Annotated in this window: 20 protein-coding genes and 1 pseudogene; 10 read left to right on the forward strand and 11 right to left on the reverse strand. The window is 67.6% G+C overall.

The features are described 5' to 3' along the window. Positions 1-54: 54 nt before the first annotated feature. The 6 genes and pseudogenes from ACP26O_RS20350 to ACP26O_RS20375 form a co-directional block, all read right to left on the reverse strand. Positions 55-495 (reverse strand): dihydroneopterin aldolase, encoded by a 441-nt coding sequence (locus ACP26O_RS20350; protein ID WP_006749884.1) that lies wholly within the window; start codon positions 493-495, stop codon positions 55-57. Further along, positions 492-1,121 carry a sarcosine oxidase subunit gamma gene (locus ACP26O_RS20355; RefSeq protein ID WP_011659512.1) on the reverse strand — a complete coding sequence of 210 codons (630 nt, stop codon included), beginning with the start codon at positions 1,119-1,121 and terminating at the stop codon, positions 492-494. Before ACP26O_RS20355 ends, ACP26O_RS20350 begins: the two co-directional genes overlap by 4 nt. After that, entirely contained in the window at positions 1,111-4,122 is a 3,012-nt protein-coding gene (locus tag ACP26O_RS20360; RefSeq protein WP_175666623.1) for a sarcosine oxidase subunit alpha family protein, read from the reverse strand. Before ACP26O_RS20360 ends, ACP26O_RS20355 begins: the two co-directional genes overlap by 11 nt. Beyond that, positions 4,119-4,430 (reverse strand): sarcosine oxidase subunit delta, encoded by a 312-nt coding sequence (locus ACP26O_RS20365; protein WP_011659514.1) that lies wholly within the window; start codon positions 4,428-4,430, stop codon positions 4,119-4,121. Before ACP26O_RS20365 ends, ACP26O_RS20360 begins: the two co-directional genes overlap by 4 nt. Positions 4,431-4,455: 25 nt before the next feature. After that, positions 4,456-5,700: a sarcosine oxidase subunit beta family protein gene (locus ACP26O_RS20370; protein WP_006480591.1), complete on the reverse strand. Its 1,245-nt coding sequence runs from the start codon at positions 5,698-5,700 to the stop codon at positions 4,456-4,458. A gap of 15 nt (positions 5,701-5,715) precedes the next feature. Next, positions 5,716-7,100 (reverse strand): annotated as a pseudogene (locus ACP26O_RS20375) (L-serine ammonia-lyase). A gap of 262 nt (positions 7,101-7,362) precedes the next feature. Between ACP26O_RS20375 and ACP26O_RS20380 the strand changes: the two are divergent. From ACP26O_RS20380 to denD, 8 genes are all read left to right on the forward strand, one after another. Continuing rightward, positions 7,363-8,436 (forward strand): GlxA family transcriptional regulator, encoded by a 1,074-nt coding sequence (locus ACP26O_RS20380; protein ID WP_012366771.1) that lies wholly within the window; start codon positions 7,363-7,365, stop codon positions 8,434-8,436. 205 nt (positions 8,437-8,641) lie between these two features. Further along, positions 8,642-9,346 (forward strand): FadR/GntR family transcriptional regulator, encoded by a 705-nt coding sequence (locus ACP26O_RS20385; RefSeq protein WP_105789063.1) that lies wholly within the window; start codon positions 8,642-8,644, stop codon positions 9,344-9,346. 70 nt (positions 9,347-9,416) lie between these two features. Then, a complete protein-coding gene (gene ltnD, locus ACP26O_RS20390) occupies positions 9,417-10,307 on the forward strand; it encodes an L-threonate dehydrogenase (protein WP_175666622.1) in 891 nt (296 codons plus the stop codon). Between the two features lie 19 nt (positions 10,308-10,326). Next, on the forward strand, positions 10,327-11,625 hold the full coding sequence (otnK, locus tag ACP26O_RS20395) for a 3-oxo-tetronate kinase (protein WP_175666621.1): 1,299 nt from the start codon (positions 10,327-10,329) through the stop codon (positions 11,623-11,625). After that, positions 11,625-12,263, forward strand: coding sequence for an aldolase (locus tag ACP26O_RS20400; protein ID WP_175666636.1), 639 nt, complete (start codon positions 11,625-11,627; stop codon positions 12,261-12,263). The genes otnK and ACP26O_RS20400 overlap by 1 nt, the downstream gene beginning before the upstream one ends. 139 nt (positions 12,264-12,402) lie before the next feature. Then, positions 12,403-13,728: an MFS transporter gene (locus ACP26O_RS20405; protein ID WP_175666620.1), complete on the forward strand. Its 1,326-nt coding sequence runs from the start codon at positions 12,403-12,405 to the stop codon at positions 13,726-13,728. 64 nt (positions 13,729-13,792) lie between these two features. Beyond that, a complete protein-coding gene (gene otnI / locus ACP26O_RS20410; protein WP_175666619.1) occupies positions 13,793-14,569 on the forward strand; it encodes a 2-oxo-tetronate isomerase in 777 nt (258 codons plus the stop codon). Positions 14,570-14,597: 28 nt separating this feature from the next. After that, complete coding sequence (denD, locus tag ACP26O_RS20415; RefSeq protein ID WP_175666618.1) at positions 14,598-15,569, forward strand: D-erythronate dehydrogenase; 972 nt, start codon at positions 14,598-14,600, stop codon at positions 15,567-15,569. A gap of 57 nt (positions 15,570-15,626) precedes the next feature. Here denD and ACP26O_RS20420 read toward each other — a convergent pair whose 3' ends face one another. The 3 genes from ACP26O_RS20420 to ACP26O_RS20430 all read right to left on the reverse strand — a co-directional run bounded on the left by ACP26O_RS20420 (position 15,627) and on the right by ACP26O_RS20430 (position 18,221). Then, positions 15,627-16,715 carry a lysylphosphatidylglycerol synthase domain-containing protein gene (locus tag ACP26O_RS20420; RefSeq protein WP_175666617.1) on the reverse strand — a complete coding sequence of 363 codons (1,089 nt, stop codon included), beginning with the start codon at positions 16,713-16,715 and terminating at the stop codon, positions 15,627-15,629. Continuing rightward, the gene (hpnI, locus tag ACP26O_RS20425; RefSeq protein WP_175666616.1) at positions 16,712-17,881 is read right to left on the reverse strand and encodes a bacteriohopanetetrol glucosamine biosynthesis glycosyltransferase HpnI; all 1,170 of its coding nucleotides are present in this window, start codon (positions 17,879-17,881) and stop codon (positions 16,712-16,714) included. The genes ACP26O_RS20420 and hpnI overlap by 4 nt, the downstream gene beginning before the upstream one ends. A gap of 61 nt (positions 17,882-17,942) precedes the next feature. Then, positions 17,943-18,221 carry a hypothetical protein gene (locus tag ACP26O_RS20430; RefSeq protein WP_175666615.1) on the reverse strand — a complete coding sequence of 93 codons (279 nt, stop codon included), beginning with the start codon at positions 18,219-18,221 and terminating at the stop codon, positions 17,943-17,945. A gap of 51 nt (positions 18,222-18,272) precedes the next feature. Here ACP26O_RS20430 and ACP26O_RS20435 point away from each other — a divergent pair, with 51 nt between their 5' ends. Then, positions 18,273-18,800 carry a cytochrome b gene (locus ACP26O_RS20435; protein WP_175666614.1) on the forward strand — a complete coding sequence of 176 codons (528 nt, stop codon included), beginning with the start codon at positions 18,273-18,275 and terminating at the stop codon, positions 18,798-18,800. 209 nt (positions 18,801-19,009) lie between these two features. Here ACP26O_RS20435 and ACP26O_RS20440 read toward each other — a convergent pair whose 3' ends face one another. After that, on the reverse strand, positions 19,010-19,288 hold the full coding sequence (locus ACP26O_RS20440; protein ID WP_175654273.1) for a DUF4148 domain-containing protein: 279 nt from the start codon (positions 19,286-19,288) through the stop codon (positions 19,010-19,012). A gap of 71 nt (positions 19,289-19,359) precedes the next feature. Further along, positions 19,360-19,704, reverse strand: coding sequence for a DUF4148 domain-containing protein (locus ACP26O_RS20445; protein ID WP_175666613.1), 345 nt, complete (start codon positions 19,702-19,704; stop codon positions 19,360-19,362). 204 nt (positions 19,705-19,908) lie between these two features. Between ACP26O_RS20445 and ACP26O_RS20450 the strand changes: the two genes are divergently transcribed. Further along, positions 19,909-20,598: an aspartyl/asparaginyl beta-hydroxylase domain-containing protein gene (locus tag ACP26O_RS20450; RefSeq protein WP_126225999.1), complete on the forward strand. Its 690-nt coding sequence runs from the start codon at positions 19,909-19,911 to the stop codon at positions 20,596-20,598. Positions 20,599-20,617: the final 19 nt, after the last annotated feature.

Here is a 20,617-nt window from a genome sequence, read left to right on the forward strand (position 1 = left end):
TCCGCGCCGCCGCCCGAGCTGCGACCGAATCGCCCGCGAGCGGGCATCACCCGCTCACAACTGCCCCGCCGCCCCCGTCCACCGCAGGTAATCCCCACGCGTCCAGTCGAGCGACACGCCGACGCGCTTCGTCCCCGGCCGGATCTTCGGCTTGTACATCGACAGCGTCAGCGACTCCAGCGCCGGCCATTCGCGAAACGACAGCACCGCGAGATCGGCGACGAGCGTCTCGAGCAGCCGCGTATGCGGCTTGTGCGACAGGAACGATGCGACACGCGCGCAGTAGCCGTCGTAGTCGATCCACTCACCCTGCTCGCTCGGCTCGCAGCGATACCCGAGCCGCGCATCGATCACGATCGGCTGCGGCGCCTCGTGCTCGTGCGCGTGGATGCCGATGCGCGCGGGCACCTTCAGTTCGTCGACGAACACGCTCCACCCGCGCCCGCGCAGGCGCGGCGCGTCGATCGCCACGAACGGTTCGTCGAACGGCTTCATGATGCGAGCGGCGCCGCGGCGTCGAGCATGATGCGCACGAAATAGTCGGCGAAGCTGCGGCGCAGGACGATCTCGAACGTATCGTCGCCGGTCGGGATCAGCGTGATCGGCGACTTGAAGTAGTGCGATTGCGCGCACTGGCCCGGCTTGAGCACGCGCGGATGCAGATCGAGCGGGCAGCCGCGCGCGATCACGTCGCGCACGCGTTCGCCGCTGACCTCGACGACCGTGTAGCCGCTGCCGACGTCCACGGCCGCCGCATACGAACCCTGCACGGCCTCCGCGAGCTGCGCCTCGAGCACGCCCGCCTGGACGGGCCCGTTCGAGCGCACGAGCCACTCGTCGGGACCGAGCCAGAGCACGTCGTACTCGACGGCGCGCGCCACCGTGTTCGGCGCCGACGGCGGCCGGCAACCGACCACGCGCTCGAACGCGCTGACGAATGCCGGGTCGCTCAGCTCGCCGCGCACGTTCACGAGATCGAGGAACGGCCGCTCGCGCAGCGTGAACTTCTTCGATGCGCGCGCCTGATGCGGCTTCAGCACATCGGCCGAGCCGACGAGCGGCGATTCAAGCGTCACGCCCGCGCCTGCGACCGGCGTCTGGTTTCTCGTTTCATTCCACATGCTGGCGCACCCCTTCGGTATCGTAGAAAACCGGGCTCGAGATCTTCGCGGTAACGCGCTTGCCGTTGGCCAGCGGAATCACGACGCTCTCGCCCATCTTGTTCAGGCCGCCCTTCACCACCGCCAGCGCAATCGAGCGCTTCAGGATCGGGCTGTAATAACTCGACGTCACGTGGCCGATCATCGGCGTCGGATCGACCGTCGACACCTGCGTGTCCTTCCCGATGATCTGCGCGCCTTCCGGCAGCACGAACTGTTCGTCTTCCGTCAGCAGGCCGACGAACTGCTTGCGGCCTTCCTTCGACGTATCCGAGCGCGTCAGCGAACGCTTGCCGAGGAAGTCCTTCGACTTCGCGACGAGCCCGCCCATGCCGAGGTCGTACGGCGTGACCGAGCCGTCGGTGTCCTGGCCGACGATGATGTAGCCCTTCTCCGCGCGCAGCACGTGCATCGTCTCGGTGCCGTACGGCGTGATGTCGAACTCGGCACCGGCCGCCATCAGCGCTTCCCACACCGCGCGGCCTGCATTGGCCGGCACGTTCACTTCATACGCGAGTTCGCCGGAGAAGCTGATCCGCATCACGCGCGCCTTCGCGCCCGCGACGGTGCCGTTCCGGTAGCTCATGAACGGGAACGCGTCGTTGCCGAAGTCGATGTCCTGGCACACCTTCTGCACGACCTTGCGGCTCTTCGGGCCGACCACCGCGAACGTCGCCCAGTGATCGGTGACGGACGCGAGCCGCACCTTCATGTCGGGCCATTCGGTCTGCAGCCAGCGCTCGAGCCACGTGAGCACGCGCGCCGCGCCGCCGGTGGTCGTCGTCATCATGAAATGCTGGTCGGCGAGGCGCACCGTCACGCCGTCGTCGAACACCATCCCGTTTTCGTCGAGCATCAGCCCGTAGCGGCACTTGCCGATTTCGAGCTTGTTCCACGGGTTCGTGTACATCCAGTTCAGCAGCTTCACCGCGTCCGGACCCTGGATGTCGATCTTGCCGAGCGTCGACGCGTCGAGGATGCCGACACCGTTGCGCACCGCGAGGCATTCGCGCTTCACGGCCGCGTGCAGGTCCTCGCCGTTCTTCGGGAAATACCACGGCCGCTTCCAGTTGCCGACGTCCTCGAACAGCGCGCCGTGCTCGACGTGCCATTCATGCACGGCCGTCTTGCGGATCGGGTCGAGGAAATCGCCGGTCTCGCGGCCCGCGAACGTACCGAACGACACGGGCGTGTAGTTCGGGCGGAACGTCGTCGTGCCCGTTTCGGGAATCGTCTTGCCGAGCGCCTGCGCGAGGATCGCCATCCCGTTGATGTTGCCGAGCTTGCCCTGATCGGTGCCGAAGCCCATCGCGGTGTAGCGCTTCACGTGCTCGACCGACTCGAAGCCTTCGCGTGCGGCCAGCAGGATGTCGGCGGCCGCCACGTCGTTCTGGAAGTCGACGAACTGCTTCGGCCCGCGTGCGGCGTCCTCGCGGCTGCCGACGAGCCACAACGGCTGCAGCGCGCCTTCGACGGTTTCGGCGACCTGCGGCGCGGCCACGCGCTGCGGAGCCGCGAAGCCGGCGGCCTTCGCCGCTTCGACGCCCGCGTCGAGTGCGAGCCGCAGCGCACGTGCGAGACCGAACTCGCCCGCGGCCGCACCGACGCTCGCCTCGGCCTGCACGGGCTTGCCCGGCAGGAAGCACGCCTTCTCGTCGTTCCAGCACGCCTTGCCGCCGGACTGCGCGAACAGGTGCAGCACCGGGCTGAAGCCGCCCGACATCGCGACGAGGTCGCACGGCAGCGACTGCAGCTTGCTGCCGGTCTGTCCGTTCGTGTAGGACGCGACGTCGACCGACGATACGCGCCACTTGCCCGAAGCGGCCGTCACCACGGCACCGCTCATCACCGTCACGCCCTGCCGCTTCGCGGCGGCAGGCAGCGCGCCGTTCGACGACGCACGCGAATCGACGACCGTCACCTTCGCACCGCACGCCTTCAGGTCGAGCGCGGTCTGGTACGCACGATCGTTGTTCGTGAACACGACCACGTTGCGGCCCGGCATCACGCCGTAGCGATGCACGTAGGTGGACACCGCGCCGGCGAGCATCACGCCCGGCAGGTCGTTGTTGCCGAACACGATCGGACGCTCGTGCGCGCCGGTCGCGAGGATCACGCGCTTCGCGCGGACCTTCCACAGCAGCTCACGCGTACCCTTGCGCATCGACACCGGCTGGTGATCGGTCAGGCGCTGCGTGATCGTCACGAGGTTGTGGTCCTGGTAGCCGAACGCGGTGCTGCGCGACAGGATCGTCACGTCGGGCAGCTTGCGCAGCTCGGCCTCGATCTTCTCGACCCATTGCTGCGCCGGCTTCCCGTCGATTTCCGCGCGGCACGACAGCAGGCTGCCGCCGAGCTCGCGCTGGTCGTCGACGAGGATCACGCGCGCACCGGCCGTCGCGGCCGCATGCGCGGCGGCGAGGCCCGACGGGCCACCGCCGACCACGAGCACGTCGCAGTGCGCGTAGCATTTATCGTAGCGATCGGCGTCGAGCACCTCGGGCGCCTTGCCGAGGCCGGCGGCCTCGCGGATCTTCTCTTCGTACTTCGGCCACATGTTGCGCGGCCACATGAAGGTCTTGTAGTAGAACCCGGCCGGCATGAAGCGCGAGAACTTCTGGTTGATCGCGTACTTGTCGTTCTCGAGCGACGGCTCGGCGTTCACGCTCGTCGCGACGAGGCCCTGGTACAGCTCGATCTCGGTCGCGCGCGCGTTCGGCACCGTGTACGGGCCGGACTCGAGCTGCACGACGGCATTCGGTTCCGCGACGTCCGCCGTCACGATCCCGCGCGGACGGTGGTACTTGAAGCTGCGCGCGACGAAGTGCACGCCGTTCGCGAGCAGCGCGGACGCGAGCGTGTCGCCCTGGAAGCCCTGATACGTGCGGCCGTTGAACGTGAACGTCAGCGGAATCGCGCGATTGATGCGGCCCCCGGTGCCGAGGCGGTCTTTCTGGCTCATTTGCTCGTGCCCTCTTCGTGTGCGTTGCCGGCAGCGGCGCCGTTGGCAGCCCCGCCGAACTTTTCGTAGCCCTTGATATCGTAGGTCACCGTGTCGCGCGTGACCTTGAACCAGCGGCGGCAGCCCTGCGTGTGCAGCCACTGCTCGCGATGCAGCCCGCGCTTGTTCTCGCGCATGAACACGTATTCGCCCCATTCGCGGTCGGTCATGTTCTCGTTCGCCACCGGGCGCACGATGTCGGCTTCACCGCCGCACGTGAACTCGGATTCGGCGCGCGGCCCGCACCACGGACATTCGATCAGCAACATGTTTCTTTCTCCTTCAGTGCGGGGATTAGTGCGCGACGGCGGCAGCGCCGTGCTCGTCGATCAGGTGGCCGGTGTAGAAGCGGTCGAGTGCAAACGGTGCGTTCAGCGGATGCGGTTCGTCGCGGGCGATCGTGTGCGCGAACACCCATCCCGAGCCCGGCGTCGCCTTGAAGCCGCCGGTACCCCAGCCGCAGTTGAAATACAGGCCCTTCACGTCGGTCTTGGTGATGATCGGGCATGCGTCCGGCGACACGTCGACGATGCCGCCCCACTGGCGGTTCATCCGCACGCGCGAGAACACCGGGAACATCTCGACGATCGCCTGCAGCGTGCTTTCGATGATGTGGAAGCTGCCGCGCTGGCCGAAGCCCGTGTACTGGTCGATACCCGCGCCGATCACGAGGTCGCCCTTGTCGGACTGGCTGATGTACGCATGCACCGCGTTCGACATGATCACCGAGTTGACCACCGGCTTGATCGGCTCGGACACCAGCGCCTGCAGCGGGTGGCTTTCGATCGGCAGGCGCACGCCGGCCATGTCGGCGAGCGTCGTCGTGTTGCCGGCCGCCACCACCGCGACCTTCTTCGCCTTGATGAAGCCCTTCACCGTATCGACGCCGACCACCGCGCCGCCTTCGCGGCGAATGCCCGTCACCTGGCAGTTCTGGATGATGTCGACCCCGGCGCGGTCCGCGCCGCGCGCGAAGCCCCAGGCCACCGCGTCGTGACGCGCGACGCCCGCACGGCGCTGGATCGATGCGCCAAGCACCGGGTAGCGGCTGTTCAGGTTGATCGTCGGCTCGATTTCCTTGATCTGCGCGGGCGTCAGGAATTCGGCATCGACGCCGTTCAGCCGGTTCGCATTCACGCGGCGCTCGGTGTCACGCACGTCCTGCAGCGTGTGCGCGAGGTTCATCACGCCGCGCTGGCTGAACATCACGTTGTAGTTCAGGTCCTGCGACAGCCCTTCCCACAGCTTCATCGCCTTCTCGTACAGCGCGGCCGATTCGTCCCACAGGTAGTTCGAGCGCACGATCGTCGTGTTGCGCGCGGTGTTGCCGCCGCCGATCCAGCCCTTCTCGAGGATCGCGACGTTCGTGATGCCGTGTTCCTTCGCGAGGTAGTAGGCGGTCGCGAGGCCGTGGCCGCCGCCGCCGACGATCACGACGTCGTATTCCTTCTTCGGTTCCGGGCTCTTCCACTGCTTTTCCCAGTTCTCGTGATACGAGAGGCCGTTGCGGAACAGGCTGAATATCGAGTAGCGGCTCATGTTAGTGATCCTTCGTTAGCATTCGATGACGTTCACGGCAAGACCGCCGCGCGACGTTTCCTTGTATTTCGTCTTCATGTCGGCACCCGTCTCGCGCATCGTCTTGATCACCGAATCAAGCGACACGTAGTGCGAGCCGTCGCCGCGCAGCGCCATGCGCGCCGCGTTGACGGCCTTCACCGACGCCATCGCGTTGCGTTCGATGCATGGAATCTGCACGAGCCCGCCGACCGGGTCGCAGGTCATGCCGAGGTTGTGCTCCATGCCGATCTCGGCCGCGTTCTCGACCTGGTCGGGCGTGCCGCCCATCACCGCGGCGAGCGCGGCCGCGGCCATCGAGCACGCGACGCCCACCTCGCCCTGGCAACCGACTTCCGCGCCGGAAATCGACGCCGTTTCCTTGTAGATGATCCCGATCGCCGCGGCCGTCAGCAGGAATTCGACGATGCCGGCTTCGTTCGAGCCCGGCACGAATTTCACGTAGTAGTGCAGCACCGCGGGAATCACGCCGGCCGCGCCGTTGGTGGGCGCGGTGACGACGCGGCCGCCCGCCGCGTTCTCCTCGTTGACGGCCATCGCATACAGATTGACCCAGTCGAGCATCGACAGCGGGTCGCGCAGCGACTCCTCCGAACGCGCACGCAGGTGCCCGTTCATCTCGGCCGCACGACGCTTCACGCGCATCGGGCCCGGCAGTTCGCCCTCGACCTTGCAGCCGCGCTACACGCACGACGCCATCACGCCCCAGATCGTCAGCAGGCCGTCGCGCGCCTCGTCCTCGGTGTGCCACGCGCGCTCGTTGCCCACATCAGCTCGGCGATCGACTGCCCGTCGTCGCGGCACTGGCGCAGCAGCTCGGCGCCGGTACGGAACGGATACGGCACTTCGACCGCCGCGCGCACGCCGTTCACGCGATCGCCGTCGCGATTGACGACGAAGCCGCCGCCGACCGACAAATAGTTGCGCTCGACCAGCACGTCGCCGTTCGCATCGAACGCCTGGAAGCGCATCCCGTTCGGGTGCACGATGCTCGTGCCGCTCATCAGCTTGCGATAGAAGCCGATGTTCTCCTTCTCGTCGAAGCGGATCGTCTGCTTGCCGAGCAGCGTCAGCTACTTCTACTCGCGGACGTCGTCAAGCCGCGGCTCGATCAGGTCCGGATCGATCGTGTCCGGCAGATGGCCCTCGAGACCGAGCAGCACCGCCTTGTCGGTGCCGTGGCCCTTGCCCGTTGCACCGAGCGAGCCGTATAGTTCGACCCGCACGCGGCGCACGAAGCCGAGCAGGTTCGCGTCCTCGATGTGCGATGCGAAGCGGCACGCGGCGATCATCGGGCCGACCGTGTGCGAACTGGACGGGCCGATGCCGATCTTGAACAGGTCGAACGCGCTGACGTTCATCTGGCTTCCTCTGGGTGGGCGTACATGAAATGTCGTTGGCATCAGTACATCAAAGCGTAAAATTGGCAGATAGAACAAAAACGGCATCGGCGTGGGATAGCGCCGCCAAGCCCCGCGCGGGACGGCCGGAAAGTGCGTTTTGGCGATGGTTCGCGACGCAAAAGCACAAGTCGGCTGGCGCGTGCACCGCCCGGCAGACGTACCCCGCAAACCGAGTGAAACGAGTGAGACCTGCCTTTCCGGCGTGACGAGATTGACCGCGATGACACCCGACGTACCCGCTTCCCCCCTCGCCGAACCGGCGCCGCAGCGCATCCGCTTCGGCATCGTGCTGCTGCCGAACTTCACGCTCACGGCCTTCTCGGGTTTCGTCGACATGCTGCGGCTGTCGGCCGACGACGGCGACTACAGCAAGCCCGTGCGCTGCGCGTGGAGCGTGATCGGCGAAACGCTGGCGCCGGTGCGCGCGAGTTGCGGGATCCAGATCACGCCGTGGGAAACCTTCGATGGGGCCGAACCATTCGACTACGTGGTCGTGGTCGGCGGGCTGCTGCACTCGGGGCCGCAAGCCGGCCCCGAAACGCTCGAGTTCATCCGCCGCGCGGCGACGGCCGGCGCGACGGTCGTCGGCATCTGCACGGGCGTGTTCACGCTGATGCGCGCGAAGGTGCTCGACGGCTATCGCACCTGCGTGAGCTGGTTCCACTACTGGGATTTCATCGAGCGCTTCCCGAGCGCCGATCCCGACCTGCTGATCGCCGACCGCCTGTTCGTGATCGACCAGCGCCGCATTACCTGCTCGGGCGGCCGCGCGTCGATCGACGTCGCCGCCGCGATCCTGCTGCGCCATTTCGACCATGCGACCGTGCAGAAGGCGCTGCGCATCCTGCTCGTCGGCGAGATGCAGAAAGGCAATGCGCCGCAGCCGCATCCGCCGGGTCTCGAGCCGGCCACGCACCCGAAGGTCAAGCGGGCGATTCTTCTGATGGAACAGCATGTCGGGCGCTCGCTGCCGCTCGAGGAACTCGCGTGCAAGCTCGACATGTCGACGCGCCAGCTCGAGCGTCTGTTCAAGGCCGAGACGGGCAGGAGCCCGCAGGCGTTCGCGAAGCAGGTGCGGCTGCGCACCGCCGCGTGGCTGCTGACCAGCTCCGATCGCACCGTCGCCGATATCGCGTCGAGCTGCGGGTTCGCCGACGCATCGCATCTTGGGCGCGAGTTCCGCAAGCAGTTCGGTGTGCCGCCGGCCACCTATCGCGAGCGCGGCGGAGAAGTCGCGGAAGTCGCGGTGCCGGTTGCGACGGATGCCGATCCCGTCGAAGACATCGCCGACTGACGATCGCGCGCCGTCTCCGGCGCGCTCCCTTTCCTCCTCCGACTGCGCATCGAACCGCGCACGATCGCCGCACGTTCCCCTCCAATTGGAACCGGTTCCAATCAACTTGCCCGACGTTCGCGGATCGTTGATTGAGGGTTATTCCGGATGCTGACACTCGTCCAAATTTGTATGATGACCACATCACCTTACAAACCAGAGCGCCATGTTCGAGAAAATTCCCGCCCGTGCGATGAGCGATCACGTCGCGCAGCAGCTGCTCAAGCAGATCGAAGCCGGCAGTTTCTCGGCCAGCGGCAAATTGCCGACGGAAGCCGTGCTTGCGCAGGAATTCGGCGTGAGCCGCACTGTGATCCGCGAGGCGATCTCGCGGCTGAAGAACGAAGGCGTGGTCGAGCCGCGCCAGGGCAGCGGCGTGTACGTGAACCAGCACGGCGCGATCCGGCCGCTGCGGATCGACTATGCGGAAGCCGTCGAGGCCAGCTCGCTGCCGCACCTGCTCGCGGTGCGCCGCGCGATCGAGGCTGAAGTCGCGGCCGAAGCCGCGCTGCACCACACCGCCGACGACATGGCCGACATCGACGACGCGCTGCGCAAGATCGACGATGCGGCGGCCGAAGGCCGCGACGGCGTCGCGGAAGACGTCGCGTTCCACCGCACGATCGCGGCCGTCACCGGCAACCCGTATTTCCTGAAGACGCTGCAGTTCCTGAACCAGTACCTCGAGGCCGGCGTGAAGGTCACGCGGCGCAACGAAGCGACGCGCGAGGATTTCTCGCGGCAGGTGCGCGAGGAACACGCGGCGATCGCCGACGCGATCCGCGCGCGCGATCCGATGGCGGCGCGCAACGCGGCACGCACGCACATGTACAACGCCGCGCGCCGTCTCGCGGAAGCCGGCATCTGCTGAAGCCGGCGGCGGTGCCCGAGCGGGCGCCGCCACCGTCCCGAACCTCTTCCCGAATCGATCAAGGTTGACCATGTCACGAAATGTTGGAGTCATCGGCCTCGGCGCAATGGGCCTGGGCGTCGCCCGCTCGCTGCTGCGCGCGGGGTTCCGCGTGCACGCATGCGACGTGCGCGACACCGTGCTGCAGGCGTTCGCCGCCGAAGGCGGCGCGGCCTGCGCGAGCCCGGCCGAACTCGGCGCGCAGTGCGACGTCGTCGTCACGCTCGTCGTCAATGCCGCGCAGACTGAAACGGTGCTGTTCGGCGAGCACGGCGCGGTCGCGGCGATGAAGCCGGGCGGCGTGGTGATCGCGAGCGCGACCGTCGCACCCGACTTCGCGGTTGCGCTCGGCGCGCGCATCGAGGCCGCGGGCCTGCAGATGCTCGACGCCCCGGTGTCCGGCGGCGCCGCGCGCGCGGCGTCGGGCGAGATGACGATGATGACGTCGGGCCCCGCCGCCGCGTATGCGGGCTGCGACGACGTGCTCGCCGCGATGGCCGCCAAGGTCTATCGCCTCGGCGACGCGCACGGCATCGGCTCGAAGGTGAAGATCATCAACCAGCTGCTGGCCGGCGTGCATATCGCGGCGGCCGCCGAGGCGATGGCGCTCGGCCTGCGCGAAGGCGTCGACGCCGACGCGCTGTACGACGTGATCACGCATAGCGCCGGCAATTCGTGGATGTTCGAGAACCGCGTGCCGCACATCCTGAACGGCGATTACACGCCGCTGTCGGCCGTCGACATCTTCGTGAAGGATCTCGGCCTCGTGCTCGATACCGCGCGCCGCAGCAAGTTCCCGCTGCCGCTGTCGGCCACCGCGCACCAGATGTTCATGAGCGCGTCGAGCGCCGGCCACGGCGGCGAGGACGATTCCGCCGTGATCAAGACTTTCCCCGGCATCACGCTGCCGCCCGCCCGCTGATTCGAACGACGCTCCTGCCATGACCGCTTCCGCTTCCCGTCCCCTGCTCGGCTGCATCGCCGACGATTTCACCGGCGCGACCGATCTCGCGAACATGCTCGTCAAGAGCGGCATGCGTACCGTGCAGACGATCGGCGTGCCCGCCGACGGCGCCGCGCTCGACACCATGATCGACGCCGATGCGATCGTCGTCGCGCTGAAGTCGCGCACGATTCCCGCCGCCGACGCTGTCGCGCAATCGCTCGCCGCTTACGCATGGCTGCGCGCGCAGGGCTGCCGGCAATTCTTCTTCAAGTACTGCTCGACGTTCGACTCGACCGACGCGGGCAACATCGGGCCCGTCGCCGACGCGCTGCTCGATGCGGCCGGCGGCGGCTTCGCGATCGCGTGCCCGGCGTTCCCCGAGAACGGCCGCACGATCTTCCGCGGCCACCTGTTCGTCGGCGACGTGCCGCTGAACGAATCGGGCATGGAGCACCACCCGCTCACGCCGATGAAGGACGCGAACCTGGTGCGCGTGCTGCAGCGGCAGACGACGTCGAAGGTCGGCCTGATCCGCTACGACACGATCGCGCAGGGCGCGGCCGCCGTACGTGCGCGCATCGACGCGCTGCGCGCGGACGGCATGCGTTTCGCGATCGCCGACGCACTGTCGGACCACGACCTCCACGTGCTCGGCGAAGCGTGCGCGAACCTGCCGCTCGTCACGGGCGGCTCGGGCGTCGCGCTCGGCCTGCCGGAGAATTTCCGCCGCGCGGGGCTGCTGCCCGAGCGCGACAACGCGGCGTCGCTGCCGCGCATCAACGGGTTGTCGGCCGTGCTCGCCGGCAGCGCCTCGAAGGCGACCAACGCGCAGGTCGCCGCGTGGCGCGAAAGCCGTCCGAGCTTCCGGATCGATCCGCTCGCGGCATCGCGCGGCGAACCCGTCGTCGACGACGCCCTCGCATTCGCGCGCTCGCACCTGCCGCAACCCGTGCTGATTTATGCGACCACGTCGCCCGACGACGTGAAGGCCGTCCAGCAGGCGCTCGGCGTCGAAGCGGCCGGTCATCTCGTCGAAAGCACGCTTGCGGCGATCGCCCGCGGCCTGCGCGAGCTCGGCGTGCGCAAGTTCGTCGTCGCCGGCGGCGAGACGTCCGGCGCGGTCGTGCAGGCGCTCGACGTGCAGTCGCTGCAGATCGGCGCGCAGATCGATCCGGGCGTGCCGGCCACCGCCACCATCGACGCGCAGCCGCTCGGCCTCGCGCTGAAGTCCGGCAACTTCGGCACGGTGGACTTTTTCGACAAGGCGCTGCGCGCGCTCGTCGGAGCCGCATGATGTGCGACGAAGCGAAACTGCGCGAAGAAATCTGCGTCGTCGGCGCGAGCCTGTATGCGCGCGGCCATGCGGTCGGCAGCGCCGGCAACATCAGCGCGCGGCTTGCCGACGGCTGGCTGATCACGCCGACCGATGCGTGCCTCGGCCGGCTCGACCCGAACGACATCGCGAAGGTCGGCCTCGACGGCCAGCCGCTATCGGGCGGCAAGCCGTCGAAGACGCTCACGCTGCATCGCGGGATCTATGCGAGCAACACCGAAGCGAACGGCATCGTCCACACGCATTCGACGCATCTCGTCGCGCTGACGCTCGCGGGCGTATGGCGCGACACCGACGTGCTGCCGCCGATCACGCCGTACTACGTGATGAAGGTCGGCCACATTCCGCTGATCCGCTATCGCCGCCCCGGCGACCCGGCCGTCGCGGCCGAAGTCGCGGCGCTCGCCGATCAGGTGCGCGGCGTGCTGCTCGAGCGCCTCGGCCCGGTGATGTGGGGGCCGTCGGTGTCGCACGCGTCGTATGCGCTCGAGGAACTCGAGGAAACCGCGCGGCTATGGCTGATGACGCATCCGAAGCCCGAGCCGCTGTCCGACGCCGCACTCGACGAACTGCGCCAGACCTTCGGCGTGCGCTGGTAGCGCGACGCATCGCGCACAGGCCACGCGCAAACGACGTACCGATTCCCATGCCCGCCGTGTGCGCGGGCCCTTGCCTCAGCACACACACATGATCCGGCGGCGTACGCGCCGCCGGCACACAACATCGATGGAGACGACGATGACTGCTCTCGACGCGGCCGCAAGCCGCTCGCCCGCCGCGCCCGCCCAATCGGCCGAGCTCGACCGCACCTACAAGAAAGTGTTCTGGCGCATCGTGCCGTTCCTGATGCTCTGCTACGTGGTCGCGTATCTCGACCGCGTGAACGTCGGCTTCGCGAAGCTGCAGATGTCGCAGGACCTCGCGTTCAGCGAAACCGTGTTCGGCCTCGGCGCCGGCATCTTCTTCCTCGGCTACTTCCTGTTCGAGCTGCCGAGCAACCTGCTGATGCACCGCCTCGGCGCGCGCATCTGGATCGCGCGGATCATGATCACGTGGGGCCTGCTGTCTGCCGTGTTCGCATTCGTCAGGACACCGACGCAGTTCTACGTGCTGCGCTTTCTGCTCGGTCTCGCGGAAGCCGGCTTCTATCCGGGCGTGATCCTGTATCTCACGTACTGGTTCCCGTCGCATCGCCGCGCGAAGATCATCGCGGTGTTCATGTCGGCGATTCCGGTGTCGGGCATCTTCGGCAACCCGCTGTCGGGCTGGATCATGGAACGCTTTCACGGCGGCTCCGGCTTTCACGGCTGGCAGTGGATGTTCATGATCGAGGCCGTGCCGGCCGTGCTCGTCGGCATCGCGACGATCCTGTATCTCGACAACAGCATCCGCGGCGCGAAGTGGCTCGACGAGCGCGAGAAGCAGCTGCTCGAGGATGAAATCGCCGCGCAGCCGCAGGAACAGCACAAGCACGGCCATTCGCTGAAGGCCGTGTTCGCCGACCCGCGCATGTGGTGGATGTCGCTGATCTACTTCGCGTTCGTCACCGGCCAGTACGGCCTCACGTTCTGGATGCCGACGCTCGTCAAGTCCACCGGCATCACCGATACGTTGCAGATCGGCCTGCTGTCGGCGATTCCGTTCGTCGTCGCGATCGTCGTGATGAACCTGTTCGGCCACAGCGCGGACAAGCACCGCGAACGCCGCTGGCACCTGATCGTGCCGGCGCTGATGGGCGCCGTCGGGTTTGCGGTCGCCGCGTCGTACTCGCACAATACGGCGGTGTCGATCGTGTTCCTGTCGCTCGCGGCGGGCGGCGTGCTGACCTGCGCCCCGCTGTTCTGGTCGCTGCCGACCGCGTTCCTCGCCGGCTCGGCCGCTGCCGCCGGGATCGCGATCATCAACTCGGTCGGCAACCTCGCCGGATTCGCGAGCCCGTACGTGATCGGCTACCTGAAGGACCTCACGCACAGCACGTCGTCCGGCATGTACGTGCTCGCGTCGATGCTCGTGATCGGTGCGATCGCCGTGTGGCTCACGCCCGCGAAACTCGTGAACCGCTGAGCCTGCCGCCATTCGACGCGGGGCGCCGTGCGCCCCGCTCCATTCATTCACAGGAACCGCTGCCATGCCCCGCTTCGCCGCCAACCTCTCGATGATGTATACCGAGCACGCGTTCCTCGAACGCTTCGCCGCTGCCGCCTCCGACGGCTTCAAGGCCGTCGAGTACCTGTTCCCGTACGATTTCGCAGCCGCGGACATCCGCGCGCGGCTCGACGCGCACAACCTCGAGCAGGCGCTGTTCAACGCGCCGCCCGGCGACTGGGCCGCCGGCGAGCGCGGGATCGCGTCGCTGCCGGGCCGCGAGGACGAGTTCCGGCGCGGCATCGACCAGGCGCTCGACTATGCGCGCGTGCTCGGCAACAAGAAGCTGCACGTGATGGCCGGGATGGTCGCGCCGGGTGCCGACCGCGCGCGCCATCGCGACACCTACCTGGCGAACCTGCGATATGCGGCGCAGGCAGCGTTCGCGCACGGCATCACGATCCTGATCGAGCCGATCAACCAGCGCGACATGCCCGGCTATTTCCTGAGCCGCCAGGACGATGCGCACGAGATCTGCGCGGAAGTCGGCGCGCCGAACCTGAAGGTGCAGTTCGACTGCTACCACTGCCAGATCGTCGAGGGCGACCTCGCGATGAAGCTCAAGCGCGATTTCGCGGGCATAGGCCACATCCAGATCGCCGGCGTGCCCGAGCGCCACGAGCCGGATATCGGCGAGCTCAACTACCCGTACCTGTTCGCGCTGATCGACGCGCTCGGCTACGACGGCTGGATCGGCTGCGAGTATCGCCCGAAGGCCGGCACGTCCGAAGGCCTCGGCTGGCTCAAGCCGTATCTGTAATTCAAGCATTCCTAAGAGGGCAACGAACATGAAAGTACTGATCACCGGCGGCGCCGGCTTTCTCGGCCAGCGTCTCGCGCGCAAGCTGCTCGAGCGCGGCGAGCTGACCGGCCCCGACGGCCGGACCGCCAAGATCGACGAGCTGGTGCTGCTCGACGTCGTGGAAGGCAGCGATTTCGGCGACGCGCGCGTGACGTCGATCGTCGGCGACATCGCCGATCGCGCGGTGCTCGAAAGCGCGATCGATACGCGCACGGGCGCGATCTTCCATCTCGCGGCGATCGTCAGCGGGCAGGCCGAAGCCGATTTCGATCTCGGCATGCGGATCAACCTCGACGCGTCGCGCACGCTGCTCGAGGTGTGCCGCGCACGCGGCCATCGTCCGCGCGTTGTTTTCACGAGCTCGGTGGCCGTCTACGGCGGTGTGCTGCCCGACATCGTGCAGGACGACACCGCGCTGAATCCGCAATCGTCGTACGGCGCGGAGAAGGCGATCGCCGAGCTGCTGCTGTGCGACTACGCGCGGCGCGGCTTCGTCGACGGCCGCGTGCTGCGGCTGCCGACCATCAGCGTGCGGCCGGGCCGCCCGAACGCGGCCGCGTCGTCGTTCGCGAGCGGCATCATCCGCGAGCCGCTGAACGGCGAGGAAAGCGTGTGCCCGGTGCCGGGTTCGACACGCTTGTGGCTGCTGTCGCCGCGCGGCGCGATCGACGCGCTCGTCGCCGGTTGTGAAATCGACAGCGAGAAACTCGGCAACAAGCGCGTGATCAACCTGCCCGGCCTGTCGGTGTCGGTCGACGAGATGATCGCGGCGCTGCGCGAAGTCGCGGGCGACGACGTCGTGAAGCTGATCCGCCACGTGCCGGACGAGCGCGTCGAGAAGATCGTCGGCAGCTGGCCGGGCCGCTGGGACACGACGCGCGCGGAAGCGCTCGGGCTGAAGGGCGACACGTCGTTCGCGGACGTGATCCGCAGCCATATCGCCGACGAACGGCGTTGACGGCCACGCCGCCGCGCGGGCAAGAACCGCCCGCGCGGCAGGCCCCGTCGGGCCGCATCAGCGCGGCCTGGCGGATTCCCCGGCGCGCATCGATGCGCGCTTCGCCCCGCCCGGCGGGCGCGCCGCGCCGGCCGCGTGCTGCCACGCCAGCAAGCCCGGCAGATAGAACAGCAGATCGCGCACGCGCCGCGCGCCGGCCAGCGCCAGACAGGTCGGCGCGTCGAAACCGAGCAGTCCGCCGATCAGCACGAACCCGCCCTCCTGCACGCCCAGCCCGCCCGGCATCATGAACGCGATGCTGCTCAGCAGCTGGATCAGCGCCTCGATCGCGAGCGCCTGCGCGAACGTCGGATCGGCGCCGAGGAAGCGCAGCGCGACCCAGAGTTCGAGCGCATGCCCGGCGAACTGCAGCGTCTGCCAGATCGCGAGATAGCGCACGACGATGCCGGTCTTGCGCCAGATCATCCGGATCGACTGATCGGTGCGCGCCGATTCGCCGACCAGCGCCACCACCTTCCCGCTCGTGATGCGGTTGAGCGCGCGCATCGCCCGCTCGAACGGCCGCGCATGCTGCACCAGTGCGAACAGCAGCAGCACCGGCACCATCGCCGCCATCCCGATGGCGAGCTGCGCGGCCACCCGCGCGGCATCGGACGAGCCGCGGTCGAGCACGTAGCCGATCGCGACCAGCGCGAACACCAGCTGGCTGATCAGCGTCAACTGCATGTCGGCGACGAGGCTCGCCACGATGGTCGCCGGCCGCACGCCGGCCCGCCGCAGCAAGCTGAACGACACGAGTTCACCGCCGATCCGCGCGACCGGCAGCAGCCCGTTGATCGATTCGCGAATCCAGACGAGCTTCAGCATCGCCCAGAAGGACGGCCGGCGCCGGCCGCGGATCAGCATCCGCCAATCCCATGCATTCGCGAGCATCGGCAGCACGTGAACCAGCGCGGCGAGCAGCAACCCGGCGCCGGCGGCCTGCAGCCGGTGCAGGACCGTCAATGGATGCTCGCGCCAGATCAGCCATACGGCGATGGCCAGCCCGGCGAGTGCGGCGATGCGTCCCGCATGCCGGAGCCGCCCGTCGCGATAGGTAGACAGCCGGCCCGCGCCTTCATCGTCGGATTGCGTGTCGTGCGTCATGGTTTCCCCGCCGGCGACAGCAAACCCTCACGGTCGACGCGAAAGCGCGTGCCGCGCCAGATGACATGCGACGAGAAGAAGCTCGACACGAAGATCAGGAACTGCACCAGATCGACGAACGGCAACCAGCGCGCGCCGCGCAGGCTCGCGCCGATCGCGCGCGCCGTTCTCACCATCAGCAGCGCCCGTGCGGCAAGCGCGGCCACCGTCAGCGCGCAGGCGGCCGCCGTGCCGCCAGACAACAGCAGCGCCAGCAGTGCGAGCGGCACCGGATGCATCAGCACCGAACCGGCATGACCGCCCCGGTCCGCCGCCCGGATCGTGCAACTCCAGCGCAATTCGTGCGCGTACAGGTTGGCGAACGTGTCGTCGACACACGCATGCCCGACGACGAACGGCGGAACCACGACTCGCGCCCCGATCTGCCGCACCGCTTCGCCCAGCGCGTGATCCTCGGCGAGGTGATGCGCGAAACGCGTGAGGCCGCCGATGCGTTCGAGCGTCGCGCGCGTGATCGCGATCGTCTGGCCGAAGCACGGACGCGCGCAACCGATGAAGAGCCCGGTGATCACGCCCGGCAGGAAATGGTAGTTCGTCATCGCGACGGCAACACCGGGCCAGAAACCCGGCGACGCGACGCCGCGATACACGCTCGTCACGATGCCGACCTCCGGCTCCTGTAGCGCGCCGACGACGGCGCGCAAATAATCGCGCTCGACCACCACGTCGCTGTCGGCAAGGCACAGCACCGAATGCTCCGCGTGTTCGAGCATGTTCGCGAGATTGGCGACCTTCCGGTTGGGGCCGTACAGCCGTGCATCGGCGACGACCGTGATGTTGGCATCCGGATAGCGCGCACGCAGCGCCTCGACGGCTTTAAGCGCGGCGTCGCCTGCGTCATGCACGCCGAACAGGTGCTGAACCGGTCCCGGATAATCCTGGACGAAGAAGCTTTCGAGATGCTGACCTAGATGCCATTCGTCGCCGTGCAACGGCTTCGCGACGGTGACACCCGGAAAATCGCGCGGCATCGCCGCCGCGCGGGAAAAGAACCGGCCGACCAGCACGCTGGCCGCGATCGTATAGGCAATGCCCAGCAGCACGCCCAACCCGCAAACGAGCGACATCGCCCGGGCCAGCGCGTGCACCACCTGCAGCCACTCCATGCCTCTCTCCCGAGGTTTTCCGTGCGACCGCAATGCCGGTATCGGCCCCGCGCGCACGGTTTCATCCACGCACGCAGCCGGGTCGATTGCGATCGAGCCGGATGTGAAGGATGACCAACAGACGGTACGCGCAATCAGATGACACGACTATCGTGCCGGCAACCTTACGATCCGACAGGATCGCAGTCGCGACGACGCCCCATTCATCAAACGTCATCGTGGTGAAAAATGCCTTGGGTACAACCTGGGCGCCCGCGGCGATCGGCAAAGGGGCGCGCCATCGCTCGATCGACCGGACACAATCGATGTGCGGCCGCACACTTAAAGTTTCATTAAGCATTCGTCCGTAGAATCCGCCGGAAGATACAGTCCCCCCTTGCCAGGAGCCTTCATGCCCACGCCCGCCCGATATGACGCAGTCGCCCGCGCTCTTCACTGGCTCATCGTCGCGCTTCTCGTCGCGCAGTACGCGATCGGCTGGACGATGCCCGACGTGCATCGCGACACACATCCGGTCGGGCTGATCGCCGCGCACCTGATCGTGGGCACCGCGCTGCTCGCCGCGATGGCTTGTCGCGTGCTCTGGCGCGCGACGCATCGTCCACCCGCCGACGCACTGTCGCCCACGATGCGTGCGTTGTCCGGCGCAACGCATATCGCGCTCTATGCGCTGCTGATCGTGGTGCCGTTGCTCGGCTGGATCAATGCGTCATCGCGCGCGTGGGCCGTGACGCTGTTCGGCATCGTTCCGTTGCCAGCACTGTCGGCAGCCGGGTCGGGATTCGGGCACGCGATGGGCGACGTGCACGGGATCCTCGCGTGGGTGCTGTTCGGTGGTGTGTGCCTTCACGTCGCAGCCGCGATCGCGCATCGTTTCGTCCTGCGCGACCAGGTCATGCAGCGGATGATGCCCTGGTGATCTCGTCACTCGCGTCCCTGCTCATTCCGCGATCGACCCGCGCGCCCAGCGGAATCGCGTGACCAGATGATCGCGGCGCCGCGCGAAGCGGCGCGCAATCGACGGCATGGCCGTGCGTGCGGTTCGATCAGGTCGCGTGCCGCGAACGGCATGCGTATTGCCGTGACGCGAACACGACGGCCTGAATATGCACACGTACATGTCGACACCTAGTTGTCGAGCTGCGCCGGCATGACCGAGGCCGGCGCATCCGCGGCGGCCGCGGCCGCCATCCTCGCGCGATCCTGCTCGACGAGCTTCGCCTGCGCGGCCTGAATGTCCGCGGGATATTCGCCGTCATCGCCCTTCGACGGGTCGTAACCCGCCGCTTCCAGACGAATCAGCTCGTCGCGAACCTGTGCGCGCGTGAGCGGCGCATTCGATTGCGCGAATGCGGACTGACCGGAAATCGCGCCGATCATCATCAGTAGTGCGATACAAGTTTTCATCATGAACTCCTTCAATGTTTCGTGCGGATCAAGCGTGGTGAATGTCGAACCCGGCGCAGCGGGCTTTCAGGTCAGCTGCCGAAATACGGCGTGCAGAAGCTCTCGGGCCCCACGCACGCGGCCGGGCGCGGACGGGACGGCAGCGTCGCCGGCCTTCCCGCATCGGAAGCCGCCGCCGGATCGCTGCCGATCGCGGTCTCCGTCTGATGTTGCGGCATCTGTTCGGCCTGCTGCTGGAACAGCGGGCTCACCGCGGGATACGACGTGTCGGTCACGAAGCGCAACCCGTTGTTTTCGGCGTCGATCAGTTCCTGCCTGACCTGCGCGCGCGTCAGTTCCTGGGCCGACGCGGGCGTCGCGACACTCGCGACGGAAATCGCCGCCACCGTGGCGGCCACCAGCCAATGCGTGTTCATGCTCCACTCCTTCGAAAGTCAACGAGACGACGTGCTACATCCCGTATGACGACGGCCGGTGCGCGTTTATTCCCGGAATTCCTGGGCGCCCGTTACGGACGTTCACCGAACTGTCATTCTTTCGTCAGCCGGCGTAACCCGACGTAATGCGGCCCCACCGCGCGTGGGGCAGACTGACGACACCTTGTGGATCGGTCCTCGATCATGTCCGTTGCCTACGACTACGCAGCCGGCCTGCTTCGCACGCTGTACGACCGCCATATCGATAGTGGCGCGGTGCTCGACACGGCCGCGTTCCCCGATGCCGAGCGCTTCATCCGTGCGTGGCCGGCCATCCGCGCGGAAGCGCTCGACGTCGCGCGCGACCTGCCGCGCATTCCGCGCTTTCACGAGATCATGCGCGAGCAGCACGACATCTCGGCCAACGATGCGCGCGACTGGCGGATGTTCATCATGCAGGCGTACGGCCAGCCGTTCCCGCGCAACCTGTCGCGCTGCCCGACCGTCGAATCGATCATCGCGGCGTCGCCCGACGTGCTGTCCGCGTCGCTGTCGTTCCTCTCGCCGGGCAAGCACATCCCACCGCACCGCGGGCCGTTCCGCGGCATCCTGCGCGGCTATCTGGTGCTGTCGATGCCGAAGCGCGCGGACGGCACGCCGGCCGCCGTGCTGAAGGTCGACGGCCGCGAATACCGGCTCGACGAAGGCCGCTTCCTGCTATGGGACGACACGTTCGTGCATGAGGTGTGGAACGACAGCGACGAAGTCCGGATCGTGCTGCTGCTCGATATCCGCCGGCGCGGCATGCCGCGCTTGCTGACGTGGCTGTCGAATGCGGTGATCGGCATCGTGCGGATCGGGATCCGGATACGCGGGAGGTCGATTCCGGTCTAGCAAAGCACCGGCGCACGCG

The sequence above is a fragment of the Burkholderia sp. R-40 genome (assembly GCF_049942845.1).
Taxonomy (GTDB): domain Bacteria; phylum Pseudomonadota; class Gammaproteobacteria; order Burkholderiales; family Burkholderiaceae; genus Burkholderia; species Burkholderia ambifaria.

Excerpts from the sequence above, each read along its gene's own strand:
- ACP26O_RS20380 (WP_012366771.1), top strand. The coding sequence starts at position 7,363 with ATGACACCCGACGTACCCGCTTCCCCCCTCGCCGAACCGGCGCCGCAG.
- ACP26O_RS20445 (WP_175666613.1), bottom strand. The coding sequence starts at position 19,704 with ATGAACACGCATTGGCTGGTGGCCGCCACGGTGGCGGCGATTTCCGTC.
- ACP26O_RS20435 (WP_175666614.1), top strand. The coding sequence starts at position 18,273 with ATGCCCACGCCCGCCCGATATGACGCAGTCGCCCGCGCTCTTCACTGG.
- ACP26O_RS20365 (WP_011659514.1), bottom strand. The coding sequence starts at position 4,430 with ATGTTGCTGATCGAATGTCCGTGGTGCGGGCCGCGCGCCGAATCCGAG.
- ACP26O_RS20370 (WP_006480591.1), bottom strand. The coding sequence starts at position 5,700 with ATGAGCCGCTACTCGATATTCAGCCTGTTCCGCAACGGCCTCTCGTAT.
- otnI (WP_175666619.1), top strand. The coding sequence starts at position 13,793 with ATGCCCCGCTTCGCCGCCAACCTCTCGATGATGTATACCGAGCACGCG.
- ltnD (WP_175666622.1), top strand. The coding sequence starts at position 9,417 with ATGTCACGAAATGTTGGAGTCATCGGCCTCGGCGCAATGGGCCTGGGC.
- ACP26O_RS20385 (WP_105789063.1), top strand. The coding sequence starts at position 8,642 with ATGTTCGAGAAAATTCCCGCCCGTGCGATGAGCGATCACGTCGCGCAG.
- ACP26O_RS20430 (WP_175666615.1), bottom strand. The coding sequence starts at position 18,221 with ATGCTTAATGAAACTTTAAGTGTGCGGCCGCACATCGATTGTGTCCGG.
- ACP26O_RS20400 (WP_175666636.1), top strand. The coding sequence starts at position 11,625 with ATGTGCGACGAAGCGAAACTGCGCGAAGAAATCTGCGTCGTCGGCGCG.
- denD (WP_175666618.1), top strand. The coding sequence starts at position 14,598 with ATGAAAGTACTGATCACCGGCGGCGCCGGCTTTCTCGGCCAGCGTCTC.
- ACP26O_RS20420 (WP_175666617.1), bottom strand. The coding sequence starts at position 16,715 with ATGACGCACGACACGCAATCCGACGATGAAGGCGCGGGCCGGCTGTCT.
- ACP26O_RS20405 (WP_175666620.1), top strand. The coding sequence starts at position 12,403 with ATGACTGCTCTCGACGCGGCCGCAAGCCGCTCGCCCGCCGCGCCCGCC.
- hpnI (WP_175666616.1), bottom strand. The coding sequence starts at position 17,881 with ATGGAGTGGCTGCAGGTGGTGCACGCGCTGGCCCGGGCGATGTCGCTC.
- ACP26O_RS20450 (WP_126225999.1), top strand. The coding sequence starts at position 19,909 with ATGTCCGTTGCCTACGACTACGCAGCCGGCCTGCTTCGCACGCTGTAC.
- ACP26O_RS20350 (WP_006749884.1), bottom strand. The coding sequence starts at position 495 with ATGAAGCCGTTCGACGAACCGTTCGTGGCGATCGACGCGCCGCGCCTG.
- ACP26O_RS20355 (WP_011659512.1), bottom strand. The coding sequence starts at position 1,121 with ATGTGGAATGAAACGAGAAACCAGACGCCGGTCGCAGGCGCGGGCGTG.
- ACP26O_RS20360 (WP_175666623.1), bottom strand. The coding sequence starts at position 4,122 with ATGAGCCAGAAAGACCGCCTCGGCACCGGGGGCCGCATCAATCGCGCG.
- ACP26O_RS20440 (WP_175654273.1), bottom strand. The coding sequence starts at position 19,288 with ATGAAAACTTGTATCGCACTACTGATGATGATCGGCGCGATTTCCGGT.
- otnK (WP_175666621.1), top strand. The coding sequence starts at position 10,327 with ATGACCGCTTCCGCTTCCCGTCCCCTGCTCGGCTGCATCGCCGACGAT.